Annotated in this window: 18 protein-coding genes; 16 read left to right on the forward strand and 2 right to left on the reverse strand. The window is 69.2% G+C overall.

Annotated features, from left to right (window positions below; translation table 11 throughout):
- The first annotated feature begins 74 nt into the window (after window positions 1-74).
- Both ACE3SG_RS19245 and lnt read left to right on the forward strand, forming a co-directional pair.
- A complete protein-coding gene (locus ACE3SG_RS19245; protein ID WP_374567730.1) occupies window positions 75-1,016 on the forward strand; it encodes an HlyC/CorC family transporter in 942 nt (313 codons plus the stop codon).
- Window positions 1,013-2,521, forward strand: coding sequence for an apolipoprotein N-acyltransferase (lnt, locus tag ACE3SG_RS19250; protein ID WP_374567732.1), 1,509 nt, complete (start codon window positions 1,013-1,015; stop codon window positions 2,519-2,521). The genes ACE3SG_RS19245 and lnt overlap by 4 nt, the downstream gene beginning before the upstream one ends.
- Here lnt and ACE3SG_RS19255 read toward each other — a convergent pair.
- Complete coding sequence (locus ACE3SG_RS19255) at window positions 2,490-2,969, reverse strand: hypothetical protein (protein WP_374567734.1); 480 nt, start codon at window positions 2,967-2,969, stop codon at window positions 2,490-2,492. The genes lnt and ACE3SG_RS19255 overlap by 32 nt on opposite strands.
- Before the next feature lie 165 nt (window positions 2,970-3,134).
- On the opposite strand from ACE3SG_RS19255, the gene glyQ reads away from it, so the two are divergent.
- The 5 genes from glyQ to ACE3SG_RS19280 all read left to right on the forward strand — a co-directional run bounded on the left by glyQ (window position 3,135) and on the right by ACE3SG_RS19280 (window position 8,546).
- Entirely contained in the window at window positions 3,135-4,061 is a 927-nt protein-coding gene (gene glyQ / locus ACE3SG_RS19260; protein WP_374567735.1) for a glycine--tRNA ligase subunit alpha, read from the forward strand.
- The gene (gene glyS / locus ACE3SG_RS19265; protein WP_374567737.1) at window positions 4,058-6,160 is read left to right on the forward strand and encodes a glycine--tRNA ligase subunit beta; all 2,103 of its coding nucleotides are present in this window, start codon (window positions 4,058-4,060) and stop codon (window positions 6,158-6,160) included. The genes glyQ and glyS overlap by 4 nt, the downstream gene beginning before the upstream one ends.
- 34 nt (window positions 6,161-6,194) lie before the next feature.
- A complete protein-coding gene (gene gmhB / locus ACE3SG_RS19270) occupies window positions 6,195-6,779 on the forward strand; it encodes a D-glycero-beta-D-manno-heptose 1,7-bisphosphate 7-phosphatase (protein ID WP_374567738.1) in 585 nt (194 codons plus the stop codon).
- 18 nt (window positions 6,780-6,797) lie between these two features.
- Window positions 6,798-7,553, forward strand: a complete 756-nt coding sequence (locus ACE3SG_RS19275) for a lysophospholipid acyltransferase family protein (protein WP_374567740.1) — start codon at window positions 6,798-6,800, stop codon at window positions 7,551-7,553.
- Window positions 7,554-7,622: 69 nt separating this feature from the next.
- Complete coding sequence (locus ACE3SG_RS19280; RefSeq protein ID WP_374567741.1) at window positions 7,623-8,546, forward strand: M48 family metallopeptidase; 924 nt, start codon at window positions 7,623-7,625, stop codon at window positions 8,544-8,546.
- 237 nt (window positions 8,547-8,783) lie between these two features.
- On the opposite strand, the gene ACE3SG_RS19285 is transcribed toward ACE3SG_RS19280, so the two are convergent.
- On the reverse strand, window positions 8,784-9,866 hold the full coding sequence (locus ACE3SG_RS19285) for an MBL fold metallo-hydrolase (protein WP_374567743.1): 1,083 nt from the start codon (window positions 9,864-9,866) through the stop codon (window positions 8,784-8,786).
- 63 nt (window positions 9,867-9,929) lie between these two features.
- Here ACE3SG_RS19285 and ACE3SG_RS19290 point away from each other — a divergent pair, with 63 nt between their 5' ends.
- The 9 genes from ACE3SG_RS19290 to ACE3SG_RS19330 all read left to right on the forward strand — a co-directional run bounded on the left by ACE3SG_RS19290 (window position 9,930) and on the right by ACE3SG_RS19330 (window position 18,012).
- The gene (locus ACE3SG_RS19290) at window positions 9,930-10,442 is read left to right on the forward strand and encodes a MerR family DNA-binding transcriptional regulator (protein WP_374567745.1); all 513 of its coding nucleotides are present in this window, start codon (window positions 9,930-9,932) and stop codon (window positions 10,440-10,442) included.
- A gap of 1 nt (window position 10,443) precedes the next feature.
- The gene (locus tag ACE3SG_RS19295) at window positions 10,444-11,166 is read left to right on the forward strand and encodes a Type 1 glutamine amidotransferase-like domain-containing protein (RefSeq protein WP_374567747.1); all 723 of its coding nucleotides are present in this window, start codon (window positions 10,444-10,446) and stop codon (window positions 11,164-11,166) included.
- A gap of 124 nt (window positions 11,167-11,290) precedes the next feature.
- On the forward strand, window positions 11,291-11,956 hold the full coding sequence (gene can, locus ACE3SG_RS19300) for a carbonate dehydratase (protein WP_374567748.1): 666 nt from the start codon (window positions 11,291-11,293) through the stop codon (window positions 11,954-11,956).
- 20 nt (window positions 11,957-11,976) lie between these two features.
- Window positions 11,977-13,785, forward strand: coding sequence for a bifunctional isocitrate dehydrogenase kinase/phosphatase (aceK, locus tag ACE3SG_RS19305; protein WP_374567749.1), 1,809 nt, complete (start codon window positions 11,977-11,979; stop codon window positions 13,783-13,785).
- A gap of 30 nt (window positions 13,786-13,815) precedes the next feature.
- Entirely contained in the window at window positions 13,816-14,994 is a 1,179-nt protein-coding gene (locus ACE3SG_RS19310) for an acetyl-CoA C-acyltransferase (RefSeq protein ID WP_374567750.1), read from the forward strand.
- 4 nt (window positions 14,995-14,998) lie between these two features.
- Window positions 14,999-15,649 (forward strand): LysE family translocator, encoded by a 651-nt coding sequence (locus tag ACE3SG_RS19315; protein WP_374567751.1) that lies wholly within the window; start codon window positions 14,999-15,001, stop codon window positions 15,647-15,649.
- Window positions 15,650-16,321, forward strand: coding sequence for an SDR family oxidoreductase (locus ACE3SG_RS19320; protein WP_374567752.1), 672 nt, complete (start codon window positions 15,650-15,652; stop codon window positions 16,319-16,321).
- A 24-nt stretch (window positions 16,322-16,345) separates the two neighbouring features.
- Window positions 16,346-17,476, forward strand: coding sequence for an acyl-CoA dehydrogenase family protein (locus tag ACE3SG_RS19325; protein WP_374567754.1), 1,131 nt, complete (start codon window positions 16,346-16,348; stop codon window positions 17,474-17,476).
- Window positions 17,473-18,012 (forward strand): chorismate lyase, encoded by a 540-nt coding sequence (locus ACE3SG_RS19330; protein WP_374567756.1) that lies wholly within the window; start codon window positions 17,473-17,475, stop codon window positions 18,010-18,012. Before ACE3SG_RS19325 ends, ACE3SG_RS19330 begins: the two co-directional genes overlap by 4 nt.
- Window positions 18,013-18,108 lie beyond the last annotated feature (96 nt).

Genomic DNA, 18,108 nt, shown 5'->3' on the forward strand with positions numbered 1-18,108 from the left:
GGGCCGCAGTGTAGGGGGCTGGGCCTGTCAAGGCGTTCAGGTATCCTAGGTCCCCCGCAATTGCCGGCACCCTTGTGTCCGATCCCCAGTCTCATCGCGCCCCGGCCTCGCCGAAAAAGGGCGCCCACGCTCACCGCGGCCCAGGCGGCGACCATGCCCCTGAGCGCAGCGACAAGCGCACGCTGTTCGAGCGCCTGGTCGAATTCATTTCGCCCGGCCCCGACTCCAAGGACGAACTGATCGAGACGCTGGCCGAGGCCGAGCACCGCGAGCTGATCGAGCCGCAGTCGCGCGCCATGCTCGAAGGCGTGATCCGCATGGCCGACATGGTGGCCGGCGACGTGATGGTCGCCGCGCCGCGGATGGACCTGCTGGACATCGACGCGCCCTACGACGAGTTGCTGGCCGTCGTGATCGGCACCGGCCACTCGCGCTTTCCGGTCACCGAAGGGTCGCGCGACAACATCATCGGCATCCTGCTGGCCAAAGACCTGCTCAAGCTGCAGCGTGCGCCCGAGCTGAACCTGCGCACGCTGCTGCGCCCGGCGGTCTTCGTGCCCGAAAGCAAGGGCCTGAACGAGCTGCTGCGCGACTTCCGCACCAACCGCAACCACCTGGCGATCGTGATCGACGAGTTCGGCACCACCGCCGGGCTGTTGACGATCGAAGATGTGCTCGAAGAGATCGTCGGCGAGATCGAGGACGAGTTCGACGACGCCGCCGCCGCCAGCGCCGCCGATGCGGTCTACACGCTGGCCGACGGCAGCCACCGGGTGGCCGGCGACGCGGCGATCGCGTCGGTCAACGAAGCCTTCGCGGTTGCGCTGCCGCAAGACGATTTCGACACCATCGGTGGCCTGATTGCCCACGAGCTGGGCCGGGTGCCGCGGCGCGGCGAATCGGTCGAGGTGGCGAACCTGCGCTTCTCGGTGATGCTGACGCGCGGTGGTGCGGTGCGCTGGTTCAAGGTCCAGCGCCTGCCCAAGCCGGCCGACGCGGCCGACGCCGACGCGTGAAGCGCCCGGGGTTCTGGCCGCTGGCGATGCTGCTCGCCGGCGGGCTGCACACGGCGTCGTTCGCGCCGCTGGGCTGGTGGCCGCTGCAGATCGCCGCGCTGGCCGGGCTGGCCTGGAGCGTGCGCGAAGCCACGCCGCGGCAGGCGGCCGGGCGCGGCTTCTGTTTCGGCGTGGGCTGGCTCGCGTCGGGCTGGTGGTGGCTCTACATCAGCATGCACGACTACGGTGCCATGCCGGCGCCGCTGGCCGCCGCGGCGGTGGTGGTGCTGGCGGCGGCGTTGTCGCTCTACCTGGCCGCGGCGATGGCCTTGTTCGCCTGGCGCCGCCGTGGCCGGCCGGTGCCCGATGCGTTGGGCTTTGCCGCCTGCTGGCTGCTGGCCGAGCTGGCGCGCGCCCAGTTCTTCACCGGTTTCCCATGGATTGCCTCGGGCTACGCGCACAGCGATGGCGCGCTGGCGGCACTGGCGCCGTGGGTGGGGGTGTACGGCATCGGCGCGGTGGCCGCGCTGCTGGCGATGACCTTGGCGCTGGGGTGGCACGCCCGCACACGCTCGTGGGCACTGCTGGCGGCGGCGCTGGCGCTGCCGATCGTCGCCTGGCTGGCACCCCATGAATTCACCGAGCCCGCCGGCACGCTGCGTGTCAGCCTGCTGCAGCCGAACGTGCCGCAAGACCTGAAGTTCGACGCCGACCGCATCGTCGGCCAGATGGCGGCGCTGCAGGCGCAGCTGCAATCGGCGCAGGGCGACCTGGTCGTCACGCCAGAGTCGGTGCTGCCGATCCCGAAAGACCAGCTTGACCCGGCCTACTGGCGCCAGCTGACCGACCCGTTCCGCAGCGGGCCCCGATCGGCGCTGATCGGCACCTTTCTGGGCAACGAGCAGGACGGCTATGTCAACTCGGTGGTCGGCGTGTCGGCGGCCGGCGAAGGCTACAGCTACGGCAAGCGCCACCTGCTGCCGTTCGGCGAATACGTGCCGCTGGGCTTTCGCTGGTTCGTCGAGCTGATGCAGATCCCGCTCGGCGACCAGGCCAACGGCCGCAGCGAGGCGCCGTTCGCCGCCGGTGGCCAGCGCCTGCGGCCGCTGATCTGCTACGAAGACCTGTTCGGCGAGCACATGGTGACCAGCGCCGGCGACGGCCCCGAGGCCGCGACGATGCTGGTCAACGTCAGCAACCTGGCCTGGTTCGGCCGCCACATGGTGCAAGACCAGGACCTGCAGTTCTCGCGCCTGCGCGCGCTCGAATTCCAGCGGCCGATGGTGCGTGCCACCAACACCGGGGCGACCGCGGTGATCGACCACCGCGGCCGCGTGACCGCGCGGCTGCCGGCAGAAACCGCCGGCACGCTCGACGCCGAGGTCGAGGGCCGGCGCGGCGTGACGCCCTATGCGCGCTGGCTGGGGGCCCTGGGCCTGTGGCCGCTGTGGCTCATCGGCCTGGTCGGCTGGGGCGCCAGCCGACGCCTCCACCTCACTGGTGGATCACCATCGAAATATCGCTGACCCAGCCGCCGGTGGCGCCGTTGTTCAGGCGGCCCTGCACCTGCAGCGTGTGGCTGCCCACGTCCAGCCGCACCGGCAGCGTGATCGACGGGCGCACCCAGCCGTCGAAGCCCGCGGTGCCGTTGGCGCCGCAGAAGGCATCGGCCGTGCCCACGGTGGGGGCGACCGCCACGCCGTCGACCATCACGTCGAGGTCGACCCAGGCGGTGCTGTTGCCGGCCGGAGCGTCGACCGAGCACTCGGCCGAGAACGTCATCACGTAGGTCGCGGCCGCGGTGATGTTGAAGGTGCGCGAGGTGGCGCCGTTCGTTGCCAGCGGCACAAAGGCGGTCGCTGCGCTGAAGGCGAAGTTGGCCGGGTAGGTGCCCGAGATGATGACCTTGGCCTGGGCCGCGGCGGCGAGGGCGAACAGGGCGGCGGCACAGGCGGCCTGGTGACGGAACTTCATGGAAGGTTTCTCCTTGGGTTTGTGGTTTCGCGCCGCCCGATCCCATCGCCGGCGGCGTCGCCACTGTCTCCGGGTTGGGGCCCGGTGCCGATCCCCAGGCCCAGGGAATCCGCCCCCTAGGACAGGCGGCTCCTAGAATCCCCAGTTTTCATCGCTCGAGCTTCCATGCTGACCTTCCAGCAACTCATCCTCCGCCTGCAGGACTACTGGGACGCGCAAGGTTGCGCGCTGCTGCAGCCCTACGACATGGAGGTGGGCGCGGGCACCAGCCACACCGCCACCTTCTTGCGCGCGCTCGGCCCCGAGCCGTGGAAGGCCGCCTACGTGCAGCCCAGCCGCCGGCCCAAGGACGGCCGCTACGGCCAGAACCCGAACCGCCTGCAGCACTACTACCAGTACCAGGTGGTGCTCAAGCCCGCGCCGGCCAACATCCTGGAGCTGTACCTCGGCTCGCTCGAAGCGCTCGGCTTCGACCTGAAGAAGAACGACGTGCGCTTCGTCGAAGACGATTGGGAGAACCCGACGCTCGGTTGCTGGGGCCTGGGCTGGGAGGTCTGGCTCAACGGCATGGAGGTGACGCAGTTCACCTACTTCCAGCAGGTCGGCGGCATCGACTGCAAGCCCGCGACCGGCGAGATCACCTATGGCCTGGAGCGGCTGGCGATGTACCTGCAAGGCGTGGAGAACGTCTACGACCTGCAGTACGCGCCCGGCATCAAGTACGGCGACGTGTTCCTGCAGAACGAGATCGAGCAGAGCACCTACAACTTCGAGCACTCCGACGTCGAGTTCCTGCTGACGGCGTTCAACGCGCACGAGAAGCAATCGAAGTACCTGATGGAACAGCAGCTCGCGCTGCCCGCCTACGAGCAGCTGCTGAAGGCCGGCCACAGTTTCAACCTGCTGGACGCGCGTGGTGCGATCAGCGTGACCGAGCGCGCCGCCTACATCGGCCGCATCCGCAACCTGGCTCGCGCTGTCGCACAAAGCTATCTCGCCAGCCGCGCCCGCCTGGGCTTCCCGATGGCGCCCAAGGCCTGGGCCGACGAAGTGCTGGCCCAGCTCGAACAGAAGGACGGCCCGAAGCCATGACCGCCCAAAACCTCCTCGTTGAACTCTTCGTCGAAGAACTGCCGCCCAAGGCGCTGAAGAAGCTGGGCGAAGAATTCGCCGGCACGCTGGCCGCCAGCCTGAAATCACAAGGCCTGGCCGCCGCCGATGCAGCCCTCACGCCGTACGCATCGCCGCGCCGCTTGGGCGTGCAGGTGGCCGGTGTGGCGGCCAAGGCCGCCGACCGCGCGGTGCAGCAAAAGCTGATGCCGGTGGCCGTGGCGCTGACGGCCGACGGCCAGCCGACGCCCGCACTGCTGAAGAAGCTGGCCGCGCTCGGCGCCGATGCGTCGGCCGTGCCGCAGCTCAAGCGCGCGATGGACGGCAAGGCCGAAGCGCTGTTCCTCGACAGCGTGGTGCCCGGCGCCACATTGGCCGAAGGGCTGCAGAAGGCGCTCGAAGAGACGCTGGCCAAGCTGCCGATCCCGAAGGTCATGACCTACCAGTTGGCCGACGGCTGGACCGACGTCAAGTTCGTGCGCCCGGCGCACGGCCTGGTTGCGCTGCACGGCGCCACGGTGGTGCCGGTCAGCGTGCTGGGCCTCACCGCCGGCCGCACGACGCAGGGCCACCGCTTCGAAGCGCTGACGCCGCAGATCGAGCTGGTCGATGCCGACAGCTACGCGGCGCAGATGGTCGAGCAGGGCGCGGTGATCGCCGGCTTTGCCGAGCGCCGCGCCGAGATCGTGCGCCAGCTCGACGCAGCGGCCGCTGCGCGCGGCCTGAAGCCGATCGACGACGACGCGCTGCTCGACGAAGTGACTGCGCTGGTCGAGCGGCCCAACGTGCTGGCCTGCCAGTTCGAATCAGAATTCCTCGGCGTGCCGCAGGAATGCCTGATCCTGACGATGAAGGCCAACCAGAAGTACTTTCCGCTGCTCGATGCGCAGGGCAAGCTGACGAACCAGTTCCTGCTCGTCAGCAACATCCGGCCCGAGGACGCGAGTGCGGTGATCGGCGGCAACGAGCGCGTCGTGCGCCCGCGCCTGGCCGATGCCAAGTTCTTCTTCGATCAGGACCGCAAGAAGACGCTCGAGTCGCGCGTGCTGGGGCTGGCCAAGGTGGTCTACCACGGCAAGCTCGGCTCGCAGGGCGAGCGCGTGCAGCGCGTGATGGCGATCGCGCGTGCGATCGCCGCGCAGCTTGGCAACGAGAACCTGGCGGCCCAGGCCGACCGCGCCGCGCTGCTGGCCAAGGCCGACCTGCTGACCGACATGGTCGGCGAGTTCCCCGAGCTGCAGGGCATCATGGGCGGCTACTACGCCCGCCACGACGGCGAGCCCGAGGCGATCGCGTTCGCGGTCGAAGACCACTACAAGCCGCGCTTCGCCGGCGACGAGCTGCCGCGCAACGACGTGGGCCTGGTGGTGGCGCTGGCCGACAAGCTCGAAACCCTGGTCGGCCTGTTCGGCATCGGCCAGCTGCCCACCGGCGACAAAGACCCGTTCGCACTGCGCCGCCATGCGCTGGGCGTGATCCGCATGCTGGTCGAACGCGCGCTGCCGCTGGGGCTGGACAGCCTGATCGCCGCCGCGGTGCCGGCCTTCGGCAGCCTGATCAAGGACCCGAGCGCCGCGCTGCAGACCTTCTTCGCCGAGCGCCTGGGTGGCCAGCTGCGCGAGCAAGGCTACACGGCCCAAGAGGTCGACGCGGTGCTGGCGCTGGCGCCGCAACGCCTGGCCGATGTGAAGAAGCGCCTGGACGCCGTGCGGGCCTTCGCGGCGCTGCCCGAAGCGGCCGCGCTCGCGGCGGCCAACAAGCGCGTCGGCAACATCCTGAAGAAGGTCGAGGGCGAGTTGCCGACCGAGGTGCGCGACAGCCTGCTGGCCGAAAGCGCCGAGCGCGCGCTGTTCGACGCGATCAACGATGTGCAGCCGCGCTCGACCGCGCTGTTCGACAGCGGCGACTACACCGGCTCGCTGCGCGAACTGGCGGCGCTGCGCACGCCGGTCGATGCCTTCTTCGACAGCGTGATGGTCAACGCCGACGACCCGGCGCTGCGCGCCAACCGCCTGGCCTTGCTGGGCCGGCTGCATGCGGCGATGAACCGCGTGGCCGACCTGTCGCGCCTGGCCGCCTGATCCGCCCCGAGCAGGCTCCCGAAAGGCAACCACCATGCAGGTCCCCAAGCTGATCATCGTCGGCCGCGATGGCATCCTGAACCGGTTCCGCGAGGACCACGTGAAGGAGCCGTCCGAGTGGGAGCCGATCCCGGGCGCGCTGGAGGCGGTGGCCAAGCTCAACCATGCCGGCTGGCACGTGGTGGTGGCCACCAACCAGGCCGGCATCGGCCGCGGCATGATCGACATGTCGGCCGTCAACGCGGTGCACCTGCACATGATGAAGATGCTGGCCACCAAGGGCGGCCGGCTCGACGCCGTGTTCTTCTGCCCGCACACCCGCGACGACGGTTGCGATTGCCGCAAGCCGCTGCCGGGCATGATGCACGACATCGCCCAGCGCTACGGCGCCGATCTGTCGCAGGTGCCGATGGTGGCCGACACGCTGCGCGACCTCGAAGCCGCGCAGGCCGCCGGCTGCCCGCCGCACCTGGTGCGCAGCGGGCGCGCCAGCCTGGTCACCGAGGCCGAGCTGGCCCAATGGGCGGCGGCGGTGCCCGGCACGGTGGTGCACGACGACCTGGCATCGTTCGCGAGCCATCTGCTGCAACAAGAGTTGGCGGCGCGCTTCGCTGTCTGACCGATCCTTTCTTTCTTCATGCAACGTCTCGGCTGGACCCTGCGCTCGGCATTGTTCTTCGTGTGGTTGGCGGTCACGGTGGTGCCCTGGGCCACCTTCGTCGTGCTGATGTCGATCTTCGTGCGCGGCACGCCGCTGTACTGGGTCTGCGCCCGCTGGCTGGCCACGGCGATCTGGGGCGCGCGCATCATCTGCGGCGTGAAGTGGCGCGTGCAGGGCATGGACAACGTGCCGACCGCGGCCGACGCGCGCGCCGCCGTGCTGCTGGCGCCCAAGCACCAGTCGACCTGGGAAACCTTCGCCTTCCCGATGCTGATGCCGCACCCGCTGTGCTACGTGTTCAAGCGCGAGCTGCTGTGGATCCCGTTCTTCGGCTGGGCCATCGGCAGCCTGGACATGATCCACATCGACCGCAGCAAGCGCGCCCAGGCCTGGACCAAGGTGGCCGAGCAGGGCAAGCGCTACATGGAGCAGGGCAACTGGGTCATCATGTTCCCCGAGGGCACCCGCACGGCGCGCGGCGAGCAGGGCGTCTACAAGTCTGGCGCCACCCGGCTGGCCGCGGCCACCGGCACCCCGGTGGTGCCGATCGCGGTGACCTCGGCGCGCTGCTGGCCGCGCAAGAGCTTTCTGCTGCGGCCCGGCGTGATCGACGTGTCGATCGGCCAGCCTATCGCGACCGTGGGTCGCGAACCGGACGAGCTGATGCGCGAGGTCGAAACCTGGATCGAGGCCGAGATGCGGCGCCTGGACCCCGAAGCGTACAAAGCTTGAACATCCGCCCCCTGAATTCGTAGCACGGCGCGTGCCCACTGCGCCCACGGGCCCCTAAAATGCGCGCTCATGTCGCGCAGGTCCGCCGCCGAAACGCCCGAGCAGCTGTCGCTGTTTGACGCCGAGCCGCCGCCCGTCGCGGCAGCCCCTGCGGCGCCGCGCGCCCACCCCTTCGACAGCACCCCGCCGGCAGCGAGCCCCGCGCCGGCGCCCGTGGCTGCTCCTTCCGCCCCGATGACGCACCGCCACCCGCGCGCCGACCGTGAGATTCGCCTCGGCGAATGCCAGGTCGCCTATCTGCTGCGGCGGGCGCGGCGCAAGTCGATCGGCTTCACCGTCGGGCCCGAGGGGCTCGCGGTCAGTGCGCCACGCTGGGTCGGGCAAGGTGAGATCGAGGCGGCGCTGCGCGAGAAGTCGAGCTGGATCCTGCGCAAGCTCGTCGAGCAGCGCGACCGGCAGCGCCGCGTCGAGGCGGCGCGGGTCGAATGGCGCGATGGGGCGACGCTGCCCTTTCTTGGCGAGACCGTGATCCTGGTGTTGGACCCGCGGGTGGCTGGCGCGGTGCTGAACACGTCCGCCGAGGCCTTGCCGGGGGTGCCCAAGCTCACGCTGCACATCGGCCTGCCGCAGTCGGCGCAGGCCGCGCAGATCTGCGATGTGGTGCAGAGCTGGCTGCAGCGCCAGGCCCGCCGCATCTTCGAAGAGCGCTGCGCGCATTTCGCGCCGCAGCTCGGGGTGCGGGTCGCGCGGCTGCGCCTGAGCTCGGCGCAAACGCGCTGGGGCAGTGCGTCGGCCGACGGCTCGATCCACCTGAACTGGCGGCTGGTGCACTTCGGCCTGCCGGTGATCGACTACGTGGTCGCACACGAGCTCGCCCATCTGCGCGAGATGAACCACAGCGCCGCGTTCTGGGACGTGGTGCGCTCGGTGATCCCCGACCTCGAAGACCGCAAGGCGCAACTGCGCGACCCGGTGCTGCCGGTGTTTGCCTAACGTCAAGAAGTCCGCGAACGAGCGCCGAAACCGCACACTCTGCGGGATTTGGGGCCGCACTCCCGTGTATCTCTCAAGATGCTTCCCCCCAATGGGGGATGGTTGGTGCCCGGCATCACAGGCACAGTTCACCCATTCGCTGTCATCACGTGTGAGCGAAAAGGGACGGTCCAGGGAGGATCGAACGGCGAAACCGTAGACCCGAGGGGCCGGTCGGCAATGTCGACCGGCCTTTTTTTATGGCGCCGCCGTCGCTGTGTCGGTGGCGCCGAAGCGCCAGATGCCATCCGCGTCGCGTTGCGCGCGCAGCTGACCGCGGCTTTGCAGCGCATGCAGGTGCGCCAGCGATTCGCCCATCGCGAAGGTGGTTTGATGCCAATCAAGCGGTCGGCGAAACAGCACTGGCAGCAAATCAGCGGCGCTCCTGGGTCGTTCGCGGCAAGCGGCCAATGCGTCGGCCAGGCGGTCGTCGTGGTGGGCTTCGAGTTGCGCGATGCGTGCCTGCAGGCCCTTGAAGGGTTTGCCATGCGACGGCAGCACCAGCGTGTCGGCCGGCAGCGTCAGAAAGCGCCGGATCGACTGCAGGTACAGCGGCAGCGGGTCGGCCTCGGGTTCGAGGTCGATCACGCTGACGTTGGTCGAGATGCGCGGCAGCACCATGTCGCCCGAGATCAGCACGCCCAGGCCGCGCGAATACAGCGCGATGTGCTCCGGCGCATGGCCGTAGCCGGCGATCGCCTGCCATTCGTGCAGGCCGATGCGCAGCGGCTGGCCGTCCATCAGGCGGTGGTAGGCGCTCGGTACCGAGGGCACCATCGATGCGTAGTAGTTGCGGCGCTCGCGCACCGCCGCCAGCGCACCCGGGTCGACCAGCCCGTGGCTGGCGAAGAACTGCGCCGCGCTCTCGCCGCCGAAGCTGGTCGTCGATTGGCTGGCCAGCCGCGCGGCGTTCCAGTCGGTGGCGCTGACCCACAGCCGGCAGCCGTGGCGCTGACACAGCCAGTCGGCCAGGCCGATGTGGTCGGGGTGCATGTGGGTCACGATCACGCGCAGCACTGGCAAGCCGTCGAGCGCGGTGGCGAAGATCTGCTCCCAGGCCGCACGGGTCGTGTCGTTGGCGATGCCGCAGTCGACGATGGCCCAGCCTTCGCGGCCGTTCTCGTCGGTGTCCTTGAGCAACCACAGGTTGATGTGGTCCAGCGCAAACGGCAGGCCCATGCGCAGCCAGCGCACGCCGGGCACCAGCTCGATGGCCTCGCCGATGGCGGGCAGGCGGTCGCCCCAGGGGTAGTTCAACGCGCTCTCGCTGGGGCTGCTCATGGGAGGTGGGGCTGGCGACGCGAGTCGCGTAGACTGACGTTTACGTTAACGTCAAGTCTACCCATGGCTGCACCCGCGCGCTCGAAGACGGCGCCCGCCACCCCGGCGGACGCTGCGCCCACCTTCACGATCACCGAGCTGGCGCAGGAGTTCGACATCACGCCGCGCGCGATCCGCTTCTATGAGGATGTGGGCCTGCTGGAGCCGGCGCGCGCCGGCCGCAACCGTGTCTACACCCACCGCGACCGCACGCGGCTGAAGCTCACGCTGCGCGGCAAGCGGCTCGGGCTGTCGCTGCAAGAGGTCAAGCAACTGGTCGACATGTACGAGTCGGGCAGCGACGAGCGGCCGCAGCTCGAGGCCTTCCTGGTGGTGCTGGGCGACCACCGCCGCCAGCTCGAGCAGCAGCTCGAAGACATCCAGGTCACGCTGGCCGAGATCGAGCAGCACGAGGCGCGTTGCCGCTCGCTGATCGGGGCGATCAAGGTACCGGCCAAGGCGCCGGCCAAGACCACCGCCGCGAAGCCCTCGGCGCGGGCCCGTGCCGCGAAGGCGCCCGCGCGTTCGGCCGGCTGACATGACCCGCGCATCCAGCCCGCGCCGCATCGTCGCCATCGGCGGCGGTGGTTTCTCGGTCGAAGACTACGGCCTGTGGCAAGAGCGGTACCTGCTCTCGCTCGTGCGGCCCGGCGTGTCGGGCCGCGCGCGGCCCAAGGTCTTGTTTGTCGCCACCGCCAGCGGCGACCGCGAGCTGTACCAGCTGCGGTTTCTGCGCGCCTTCTCGAAGCTCGACTGCGAACCCGACTGCCTGGCGTTCTTCCCCTTCGACATGAGGCGCGACTACGCCGCGGCGGTCCGGGAGGCCGACCTGGTCTTCGTCGGCGGTGGCAACACCGTGGCGATGGTGGCCGTCTGGCGCGAGTTCGGCTTCGACGCCGCGCTGCGCCAGGCCTACGAGGGGGGCACCGTGCTGGCCGGCATCAGCGCCGGCGCCAACTGCTGGTTCGAGCGTTATGTCACCGACAGCGTGCCCGGCGGCGGCGTGCGCGAAGGCCTGGGCCTGCTGCCCGGCACCTTCTGCCCGCACCTGGACAGCGAGCCCTGGCGGCCGGCGGTGCTGGGCGCCGAAGCCGGCCCGGCCTGGGGCGCCACCGAGGGCGTGCTGGTGCAGTTCGACAACGAGCGCGCGGTGGCCGCCTGGCACGACCGGCCGGCCGATCGCACCCCGGCGCCCAACTGCCGCCGCTGCGCCGAGCCCGGCGCCGACTGGGACGATTGGGCCCCCGAAACGCTACGGTAAGCCGGCCCCGCTATGATTGACGTTTACGTAAACGTCAATTGAGCGTCATCAGGCCTCAGGGCCCGAGCGAGGCGGCTGGCCGCCTTCGTACACTGGCGCCAACTTCTGCTCCCACTGCCCGCCCATGTCCACTCAGCTGACCGAACTGTTCGACAACAACCGCCGCTGGGCCGAGAAGACCGAAGCGCGCGAACCCGGGTTCTTCACCCGGCTGCTCAACCAGCAGACGCCGCAGTACCTGTGGATCGGCTGCGCCGACAGCCGGGTACCGGCCAACGAGCTGGTCGACCTGCTGCCGGGCGAGCTGTTCGTGCACCGCAATGTCGCCAACGTCGTCGTGCACTCCGATCTGAACGCGCTGTCGGTGATCCAGTTCGCGGTCGACAGCCTGAAGGTGCAGCACATCATCGTCGTCGGCCATTCGAACTGCGGCGGCGTCAAGGCGGCGCTGCATGGCTCGCGCGTGGGCCTGGTCGACAACTGGCTGCGCCATGTGCAGGACGTGCGGCACCAGCACCGCGCCTGGCTCAACCAGGTCGACCCGGCGCTGCAGGTCGATGCGCTGGTCGAGCTCAATGTGCTCGAACAGGCCCGCAACGTCTGCACCACCACGGTGGTGCAAGACGCCTGGGGCCGCGGCCAGACGGTGGTGATCCACGGCTGGGTCTACGGGCTGCACAACGGCCTGCTGCAAGACCTGTCGATGACCGTGGCCGGCGCGGCGGATGTGGACCCCGCCTACGAGGCCGCACTGGCCGGCATCCGCACCCGTTACGCCGTCACGGCCTGATCCCACCGGGGGCGCCGCCGATGTTTCCGCAGCAGCTCACCGACAGCCGCGCCTTCGACATCGCCGACGCGATGCTCGATGGCTTCAACAAGCACTACCGCCTGTTCCGCGAGGCCAGCCGCAGCGCGAAGCAGCGCTTCGAGCAGGCCGACTGGCACGGCCAGCAGCGGGCCCAGCGCGAGCGGATCGAGTTCTACGACCGGCGTGTCGAAGAAAACGCCGAGCGGCTGCAAACCGAGTTCATGGCCAGCAGCCTGTCGATGGACGTCTGGCAGCAGGTCAAGCTGCACTACATCGGCCTGCTGATCAACCACCACCAGCCCGAGTGCGCCGAGACCTTCTTCAACTCGGTGACCACGAAGATCCTGCACCGCAGCTACTTCCACAACGATTTCATCTTCGTGCGCCCGGCCGTCTCGACCGAATACATCGAGAACGACGAACCCGCCGCGACGCCGACCTACCGCGCCTACTACCCGACACGCGAGAACCTGCGCGAGACGGTGCTGCGCATGGTCACCAACTTTCAGCTCGCGCGCGAGTTCGAAGACCTGGGGCGCGACGCCGACCACGTGCTGGCGGCGGTGTTCAAGGCGCTGGGCGACTTCCGCCCGCGAGCGAACTTCCAGATCCAGGTGCTGTCGAGCCTGTTCTACCGCAACAAGGGCGCCTATGCGGTGGGCAAGATCGTCAACGGCTTTTCCGAGCTGCCGTTCGCGCTGCCGATCCTGCACACCGAGCGTGGCCAGCTGGTCATCGACACGGCGCTGTTCGGCGAAGACGACCTGCTGCTGCTGTTCAGCTTCGCGCGCGCCTACTTCCTGGTCGACATGGAGGTGCCGTCGGCCTACGTGCAGTTCCTGCGTTCGCTGATGCCGCGCAAGCCGCGCTGGGAGCTCTACAACGCGATCGGGCTGCAGAAGCAGGGCAAGAACATCTTTTACCGCGACTTCCTGACGCACCTGCGCCACAGCTCGGACAAGCTGCGCATCGCCCCCGGCATCAAGGGCATGGTGATGCTGGTGTTCGACCTGCCGAGCTTCCCGTTCGTGTTCAAGGTCATCAAGGACTACTATCCGCCGCAGAAGGACACGACGCGCGAGCAGATCATGCGCAAGTACCTGCTGGTCAAGCAGCACGACCGCGTGGGCCGCATGGCCGACACGCTCGAGTTCAGCAACGTGGCTTTCCCGCGCTCGCGCTTCGAAGACGAGCTGATCGCCGAGCTGCAGAAGTTCTGCCCCAGCCTGCTCGAGATCTCCGACCGCGACGGCGATGGCCAGACCGAGGTGATCCTGCAGCACGTCTACATCGAGCGGCGCATGATCCCGCTCAACATCTTCCTGCAGGACGCGACACCGGCGCAGACCGAGCACGCCGTCATCGAATACGGCAACGCGATCAAGGACCTGGTGGCGGCCAACATCTTCCCCGGCGACATGCTGTGGAAGAACTTCGGCGTCACCCGCCACGGCAAGGTCGTGTTCTACGACTACGACGAGATCGAGTACATCACCGACTGCAACTTCCGCCGCGTGCCGCAGGCGCGCAACGAAGAAGAAGAGATGTCGGGCGAGGTCTGGTATGCGGTCGGCAAGCACGACGTGTTCCCCGAGACCTTCGGCCCGTTCCTGCTCGGCAACCAGGCGGTGCGCGAGGTGTTCATGAAGCACCACGCCGACCTGCTCGACGCAGGGTTCTGGCAAGGCCACAAAGAGCGCATCGCCGCCGGCCATGTGCACGATGTTTTCCCGTACGACCCCGAGCGCCGCTTCTCGGCACAGCGCCGGGGCAGTAGCGGCAGCGCCCGGCACGCCGCGCATTTCTGACCCTTCTGTAGACCTGAAAAGGAGCCCACCATGGCCGATTCCATCGTCATCGCTTCTGCCGCGCGCACGCCCATCGGCGGCCTGCTCGGCGACTTCGCTTCGCTCGCCGCCTGGGAACTGGGCGGCGTGGCCATCAAGGCCGCGGTCGAGCGCGCCGGCGTGCCGGGCGACGCTCTCAACGAGGTGCTGATGGGCAACTGCCTGATGGCCGGCCAAGGCCAGGCGCCCGCGCGCCAGGCCATGCGCCGCGCCGGCCTGCCCGATTCGACCGGCGCCGTCACGATGAGCAAGATGTGCGGCTCGGGCATGCGCGCGATGATGTTCGCCCACGACATGCTGCTGGCCGGCACGGCCGACGTGATGGTCGCCGGCGGCATGGAAAGCATGACCAACGCGCCGCACCTGATGTTCGCGCGCAAGGGCGTGAAGTACGGTGCCACGCAGATGTTCGACCACATGGCGATGGACGGCCTGGAAGACGCCTACGAGCGCGGCAAGGCGATGGGCGTGTTCGCCGAGGCCTGCGTGGCCAAGTACAACTTCACCCGCGAAGCGCAAGACCACTTCGCGATCGCCTCGACCACCCGCGCCAAGCAGGCCAACGAAGACGGCAGCTTCGACTGGGAAATGGCCCCGGTCACGCTGCCCGGCAAGGCCGGCGACACGGTGGTCAAGTTCGACGAGCAGCCGTTCAAGGCCAAGCTCGACAAGATCCCGGGCCTGAAGCCGGCGTTCAAGAAAGACGGCACGATCACCGCCGCCAATGCGTCCAGCATCTCCGACGGCGCCGCCGCGCTGGTGCTGATGCGCGAATCGACCGCTGCCAAGCTGGGCGCCAAGCCGATCGCACGCATCGCCTCGCACGCGGTGCATGCGCAGGCGCCCGAGTGGTTCTCGACCGCGCCGGCCGGTGCGATCGACAAGGCGCTGAAGAAGGCCGGCTGGACGCCGGGCCAGGTCGACCTGTGGGAGGTCAACGAGGCCTTCGCCGCGGTCACGATGGCCGCGATGGCCGAGTTCAAGCTCGCGCACGAGATCGTCAACGTGCACGGCGGCGCCTGCGCGCTGGGCCACCCGATCGGCGCCTCGGGCGCGCGCATCGTCGTCACGCTGCTGGGGGCGCTGCGCAAGCGCAACCTGAAGCGCGGTTGCGCGGCGCTGTGCATCGGCGGTGGCGAAGCGACTGCGCTGACAGTCGAGCTGTTCTGACGACATGCTGTCCACGCTCGGCATCCACGACCTGGCGCTGTTCACGCTGACGGTGCTCGTGCTCAACGCGACACCGGGCGTGGACATGCTCTACACCGTCAGCCGCACGCTCACCGGCGGCTGGCGGGGCGGGGTTGCGGCGGCGCTGGGCGTGTGCGCCGGTTGTGTCGTGCACACCGTCGGCGCGGCCTTCGGCCTGGCGGCGTTGATGGCGGTGTCGGCCTGGGCGTTCTCGCTCGTCAAGTGGGCCGGCGCGGCCTACCTGGTCTGGCTGGGCATCGGCATGTTGCGCCAGGCGGCACGGCGTGGCGAGGCCACCGCCGCGGCCGCGGCGCCCATGGCGCCGGCCGGCATGGGGGCGGTGTTCCGCCAGGGCATGCTGACCAATGTGCTGAACCCGAAGGTGGCGCTGTTCTTTCTCGCCTTCCTGCCGCAGTTCATCGTGCCCGAGGCCGAGCACAAGACGCTGGCCTTCCTGGCGCTGGGCGCCTGGTCGATCGTGCAGGGCATGTTGTTCCTGTTCGTGCTGGTCGCGATCACTGCGTCGCTGCGCCGGCTGGGCGGCTCGCCGCGGATGGCGCGCTGGCTCAACGCCGCGGGCGGCCTGTTGTTCCTCGGGCTGGCGGCGCGCCTGACCCAAGCTGAAGTGCATTGAATGACGAACACCGTTCTGATCGTGGGCGCCTCGCGTGGCATCGGGCTGGAGCTGGTGCGCCAGTACCTGGCCGATGGCGCGCGCATCTTTGCCACCGCGCGCAATGAAGCGGGCTTGAAGCAGCTGCGCGACGAAGGCGCCCGTGTGCTGAAGCTGGACGTGACCGACGCGGCCAGCGTGTCCGGCCTGGCCTGGCAGATCGACGGCGAGATCTTCGACACCGTGGTCGTCAACGCCGGCGTCTATGGCCCACGCACCAACGGGCTGCAGACGCCGACCGAAGCCGATTTCGACCAGGTCATGCGCACCAACGTGCTGGGCCCGATGCGCGTCATTCCGCAGCTCGTCGATGCCCTGGCCGAAGGCGCGAAGCTGGGCGTGATCTCGTCGCGCATGGGCTCGATGGGCCTGCGCAGCAACGGCAGCGGCTGGCTCTACCGCGCGTCGAAGGCGGCGGTCAATTCGGTGCTGAAAGACGTGTCGTTCGCGCTCGCCGGCAAGGCGATCTGCGTCGCGCTGCACCCGGGCTGGGTGCGCACCGACATGGGCGGCAGCGACGCCGACCTCGACGTGAACGACAGCGCGCGCGACCTGCGCCGCACACTGGCCGCGTTGACGCCGGCCGACAACGGCGCCTTCCTGAACCACGACGGCCAGCCGCTGGCCTGGTAAGAACTCGAACCGGAGACTGTTTCCATGTTGCTCAACGAAGACCACCGCGCGGTGCAAGACGCCGTGCGCGCCTACGTGCAAGACCAGATCGCGCCGCATGCCGCGCGCTGGGACAAGGAACACCACTTTCCCGCGGCCGAGCTGAAGGGCCTGGCCGAGCTGGGCTGCTACGGCGTGGCCGTGCCGACCGAGTACGACGGCGCCGGGCTGGACTACCTGGCGCTGGGGCTGATCCTCGAAGAGGTCGCGGCCGGCGACGGTGGCACCTCGACGGTCGTCAGCGTCAACAACTGCCCGGTCTGCTCGATCCTGATGGCGTTTGCCAACGAAGAGCAGAAGCAGCGCTTCCTGAAGCCGCTGGCGCGCGGCGAGATGCTGGGCGCGTTCTGCCTGACCGAGCCGCATGTGGGCTCCGAAGCCGGTGGCTTGCGCACCACTGCCGTGCGCGATGGCGACGACTACGTGCTGAACGGCGTCAAGCAGTTCATCACCAGTGGCAAGAACGGCGATGTCGCGATCGTGATGGCGGTGACCGACAAGGCCGCCGGCAAGAAGGGCATCAGCGCCTTCGTCGTGCCGACCCACACGCCGGGCTACACGGTGGCGCGCATCGAAGACAAGATGGGCCAGCACAGCTCGGACACCGCGCAGATCCTGTTCGAGAACTGCCGCGTTCCCGCCGCCAACCGCCTCGGCGACGAAGGCCAGGGCCTGAAGATCGCGCTGTCGGGGCTCGAAGGTGGCCGCATCGGCATCGCCTCGCAAAGCGTGGGCATGGCGCGCGCCGCGTTCGAGGCGGCGTTGAAGTATTCGAAGGAGCGCGTGGCTTTCAACCAGCCGATCTTCGAGCACCAGGCGATCCAGCACAAGCTGGCCGACATGGCCACGCAGATCGAGGCTGCGCGCCAGCTGATCTGGCATGCCGCGAGCCTGAAGGACGCGGGCCAGCCCTGCCTGAAAGAAGCCGCGATGGCCAAGCTGTTCGCCAGCGAGATGGCCGAGCGCGTCTGCTCGATGGCGATCCAGGTGCACGGCGGCTACGGCTACGTCAGCGACTTCCCGGTCGAGCGCATCTACCGCGACGTGCGCGTGACGCAGATCTACGAAGGCACGTCGGAAGTCCAGAAGATCCTGATCGGCCGCGCCCTCGCGTGAGGCCGCAGCCCGCCCGGGCGCCTGTTGCGGCGTGGGTCGGCGCAACCGGCTCGCTGTCGGCCCGCCTGGCCCGCGCACACCCACCGTTCAGCGTGCGCGTGCTGCACCAGGGCCGCGCGCCCGCGTGGCCCGGCGAACACGACTCGCTCGGCCTGCCCGCGCACACGCCGCTGCTTGCGCGCGAAGTGATCCTGTGCGGCAACGGCACGCCACTGGTCTTCGCCCGCTCGGTGACCTCGATGCAAGCCGCCCACGGCGCCTGGCGCGCGATCCAGGGCCTGGGCACGCGGCCACTCGCGCACCTGCTGTTCAGCCGCAGCGAGATCCGCCGCACGCCGCTGCAGTGGCAATGGCTGCCGATCGCCGACCCCTCGGCCCGCGCGATCGCGCGACAGTGGCAAGAGGCCACCGAACAACCACTGCCCGCACGCGGCCTGTGGATGCGCCACTCGGTCTTCCACCGCGCCGGTCAGGCGCTGCGCGTGGCCGAGTGTTTCATGCCGAACTTGGTCAACGAATGGCCGCCGACCGATTGAATTCTGAGCGCGCGCAGCGCCGCTCATGATCAAGTGGCGTGCGCGGATCCGGCTCTGCCGGCCCGCTGCGCGAGCCCCCTCGGGGGCAGCCCGCCG

Origin of the sequence: Ideonella sp. (assembly GCF_041914305.1) — a bacterium.
Taxonomy (GTDB): domain Bacteria; phylum Pseudomonadota; class Gammaproteobacteria; order Burkholderiales; family Burkholderiaceae_C; genus Ideonella.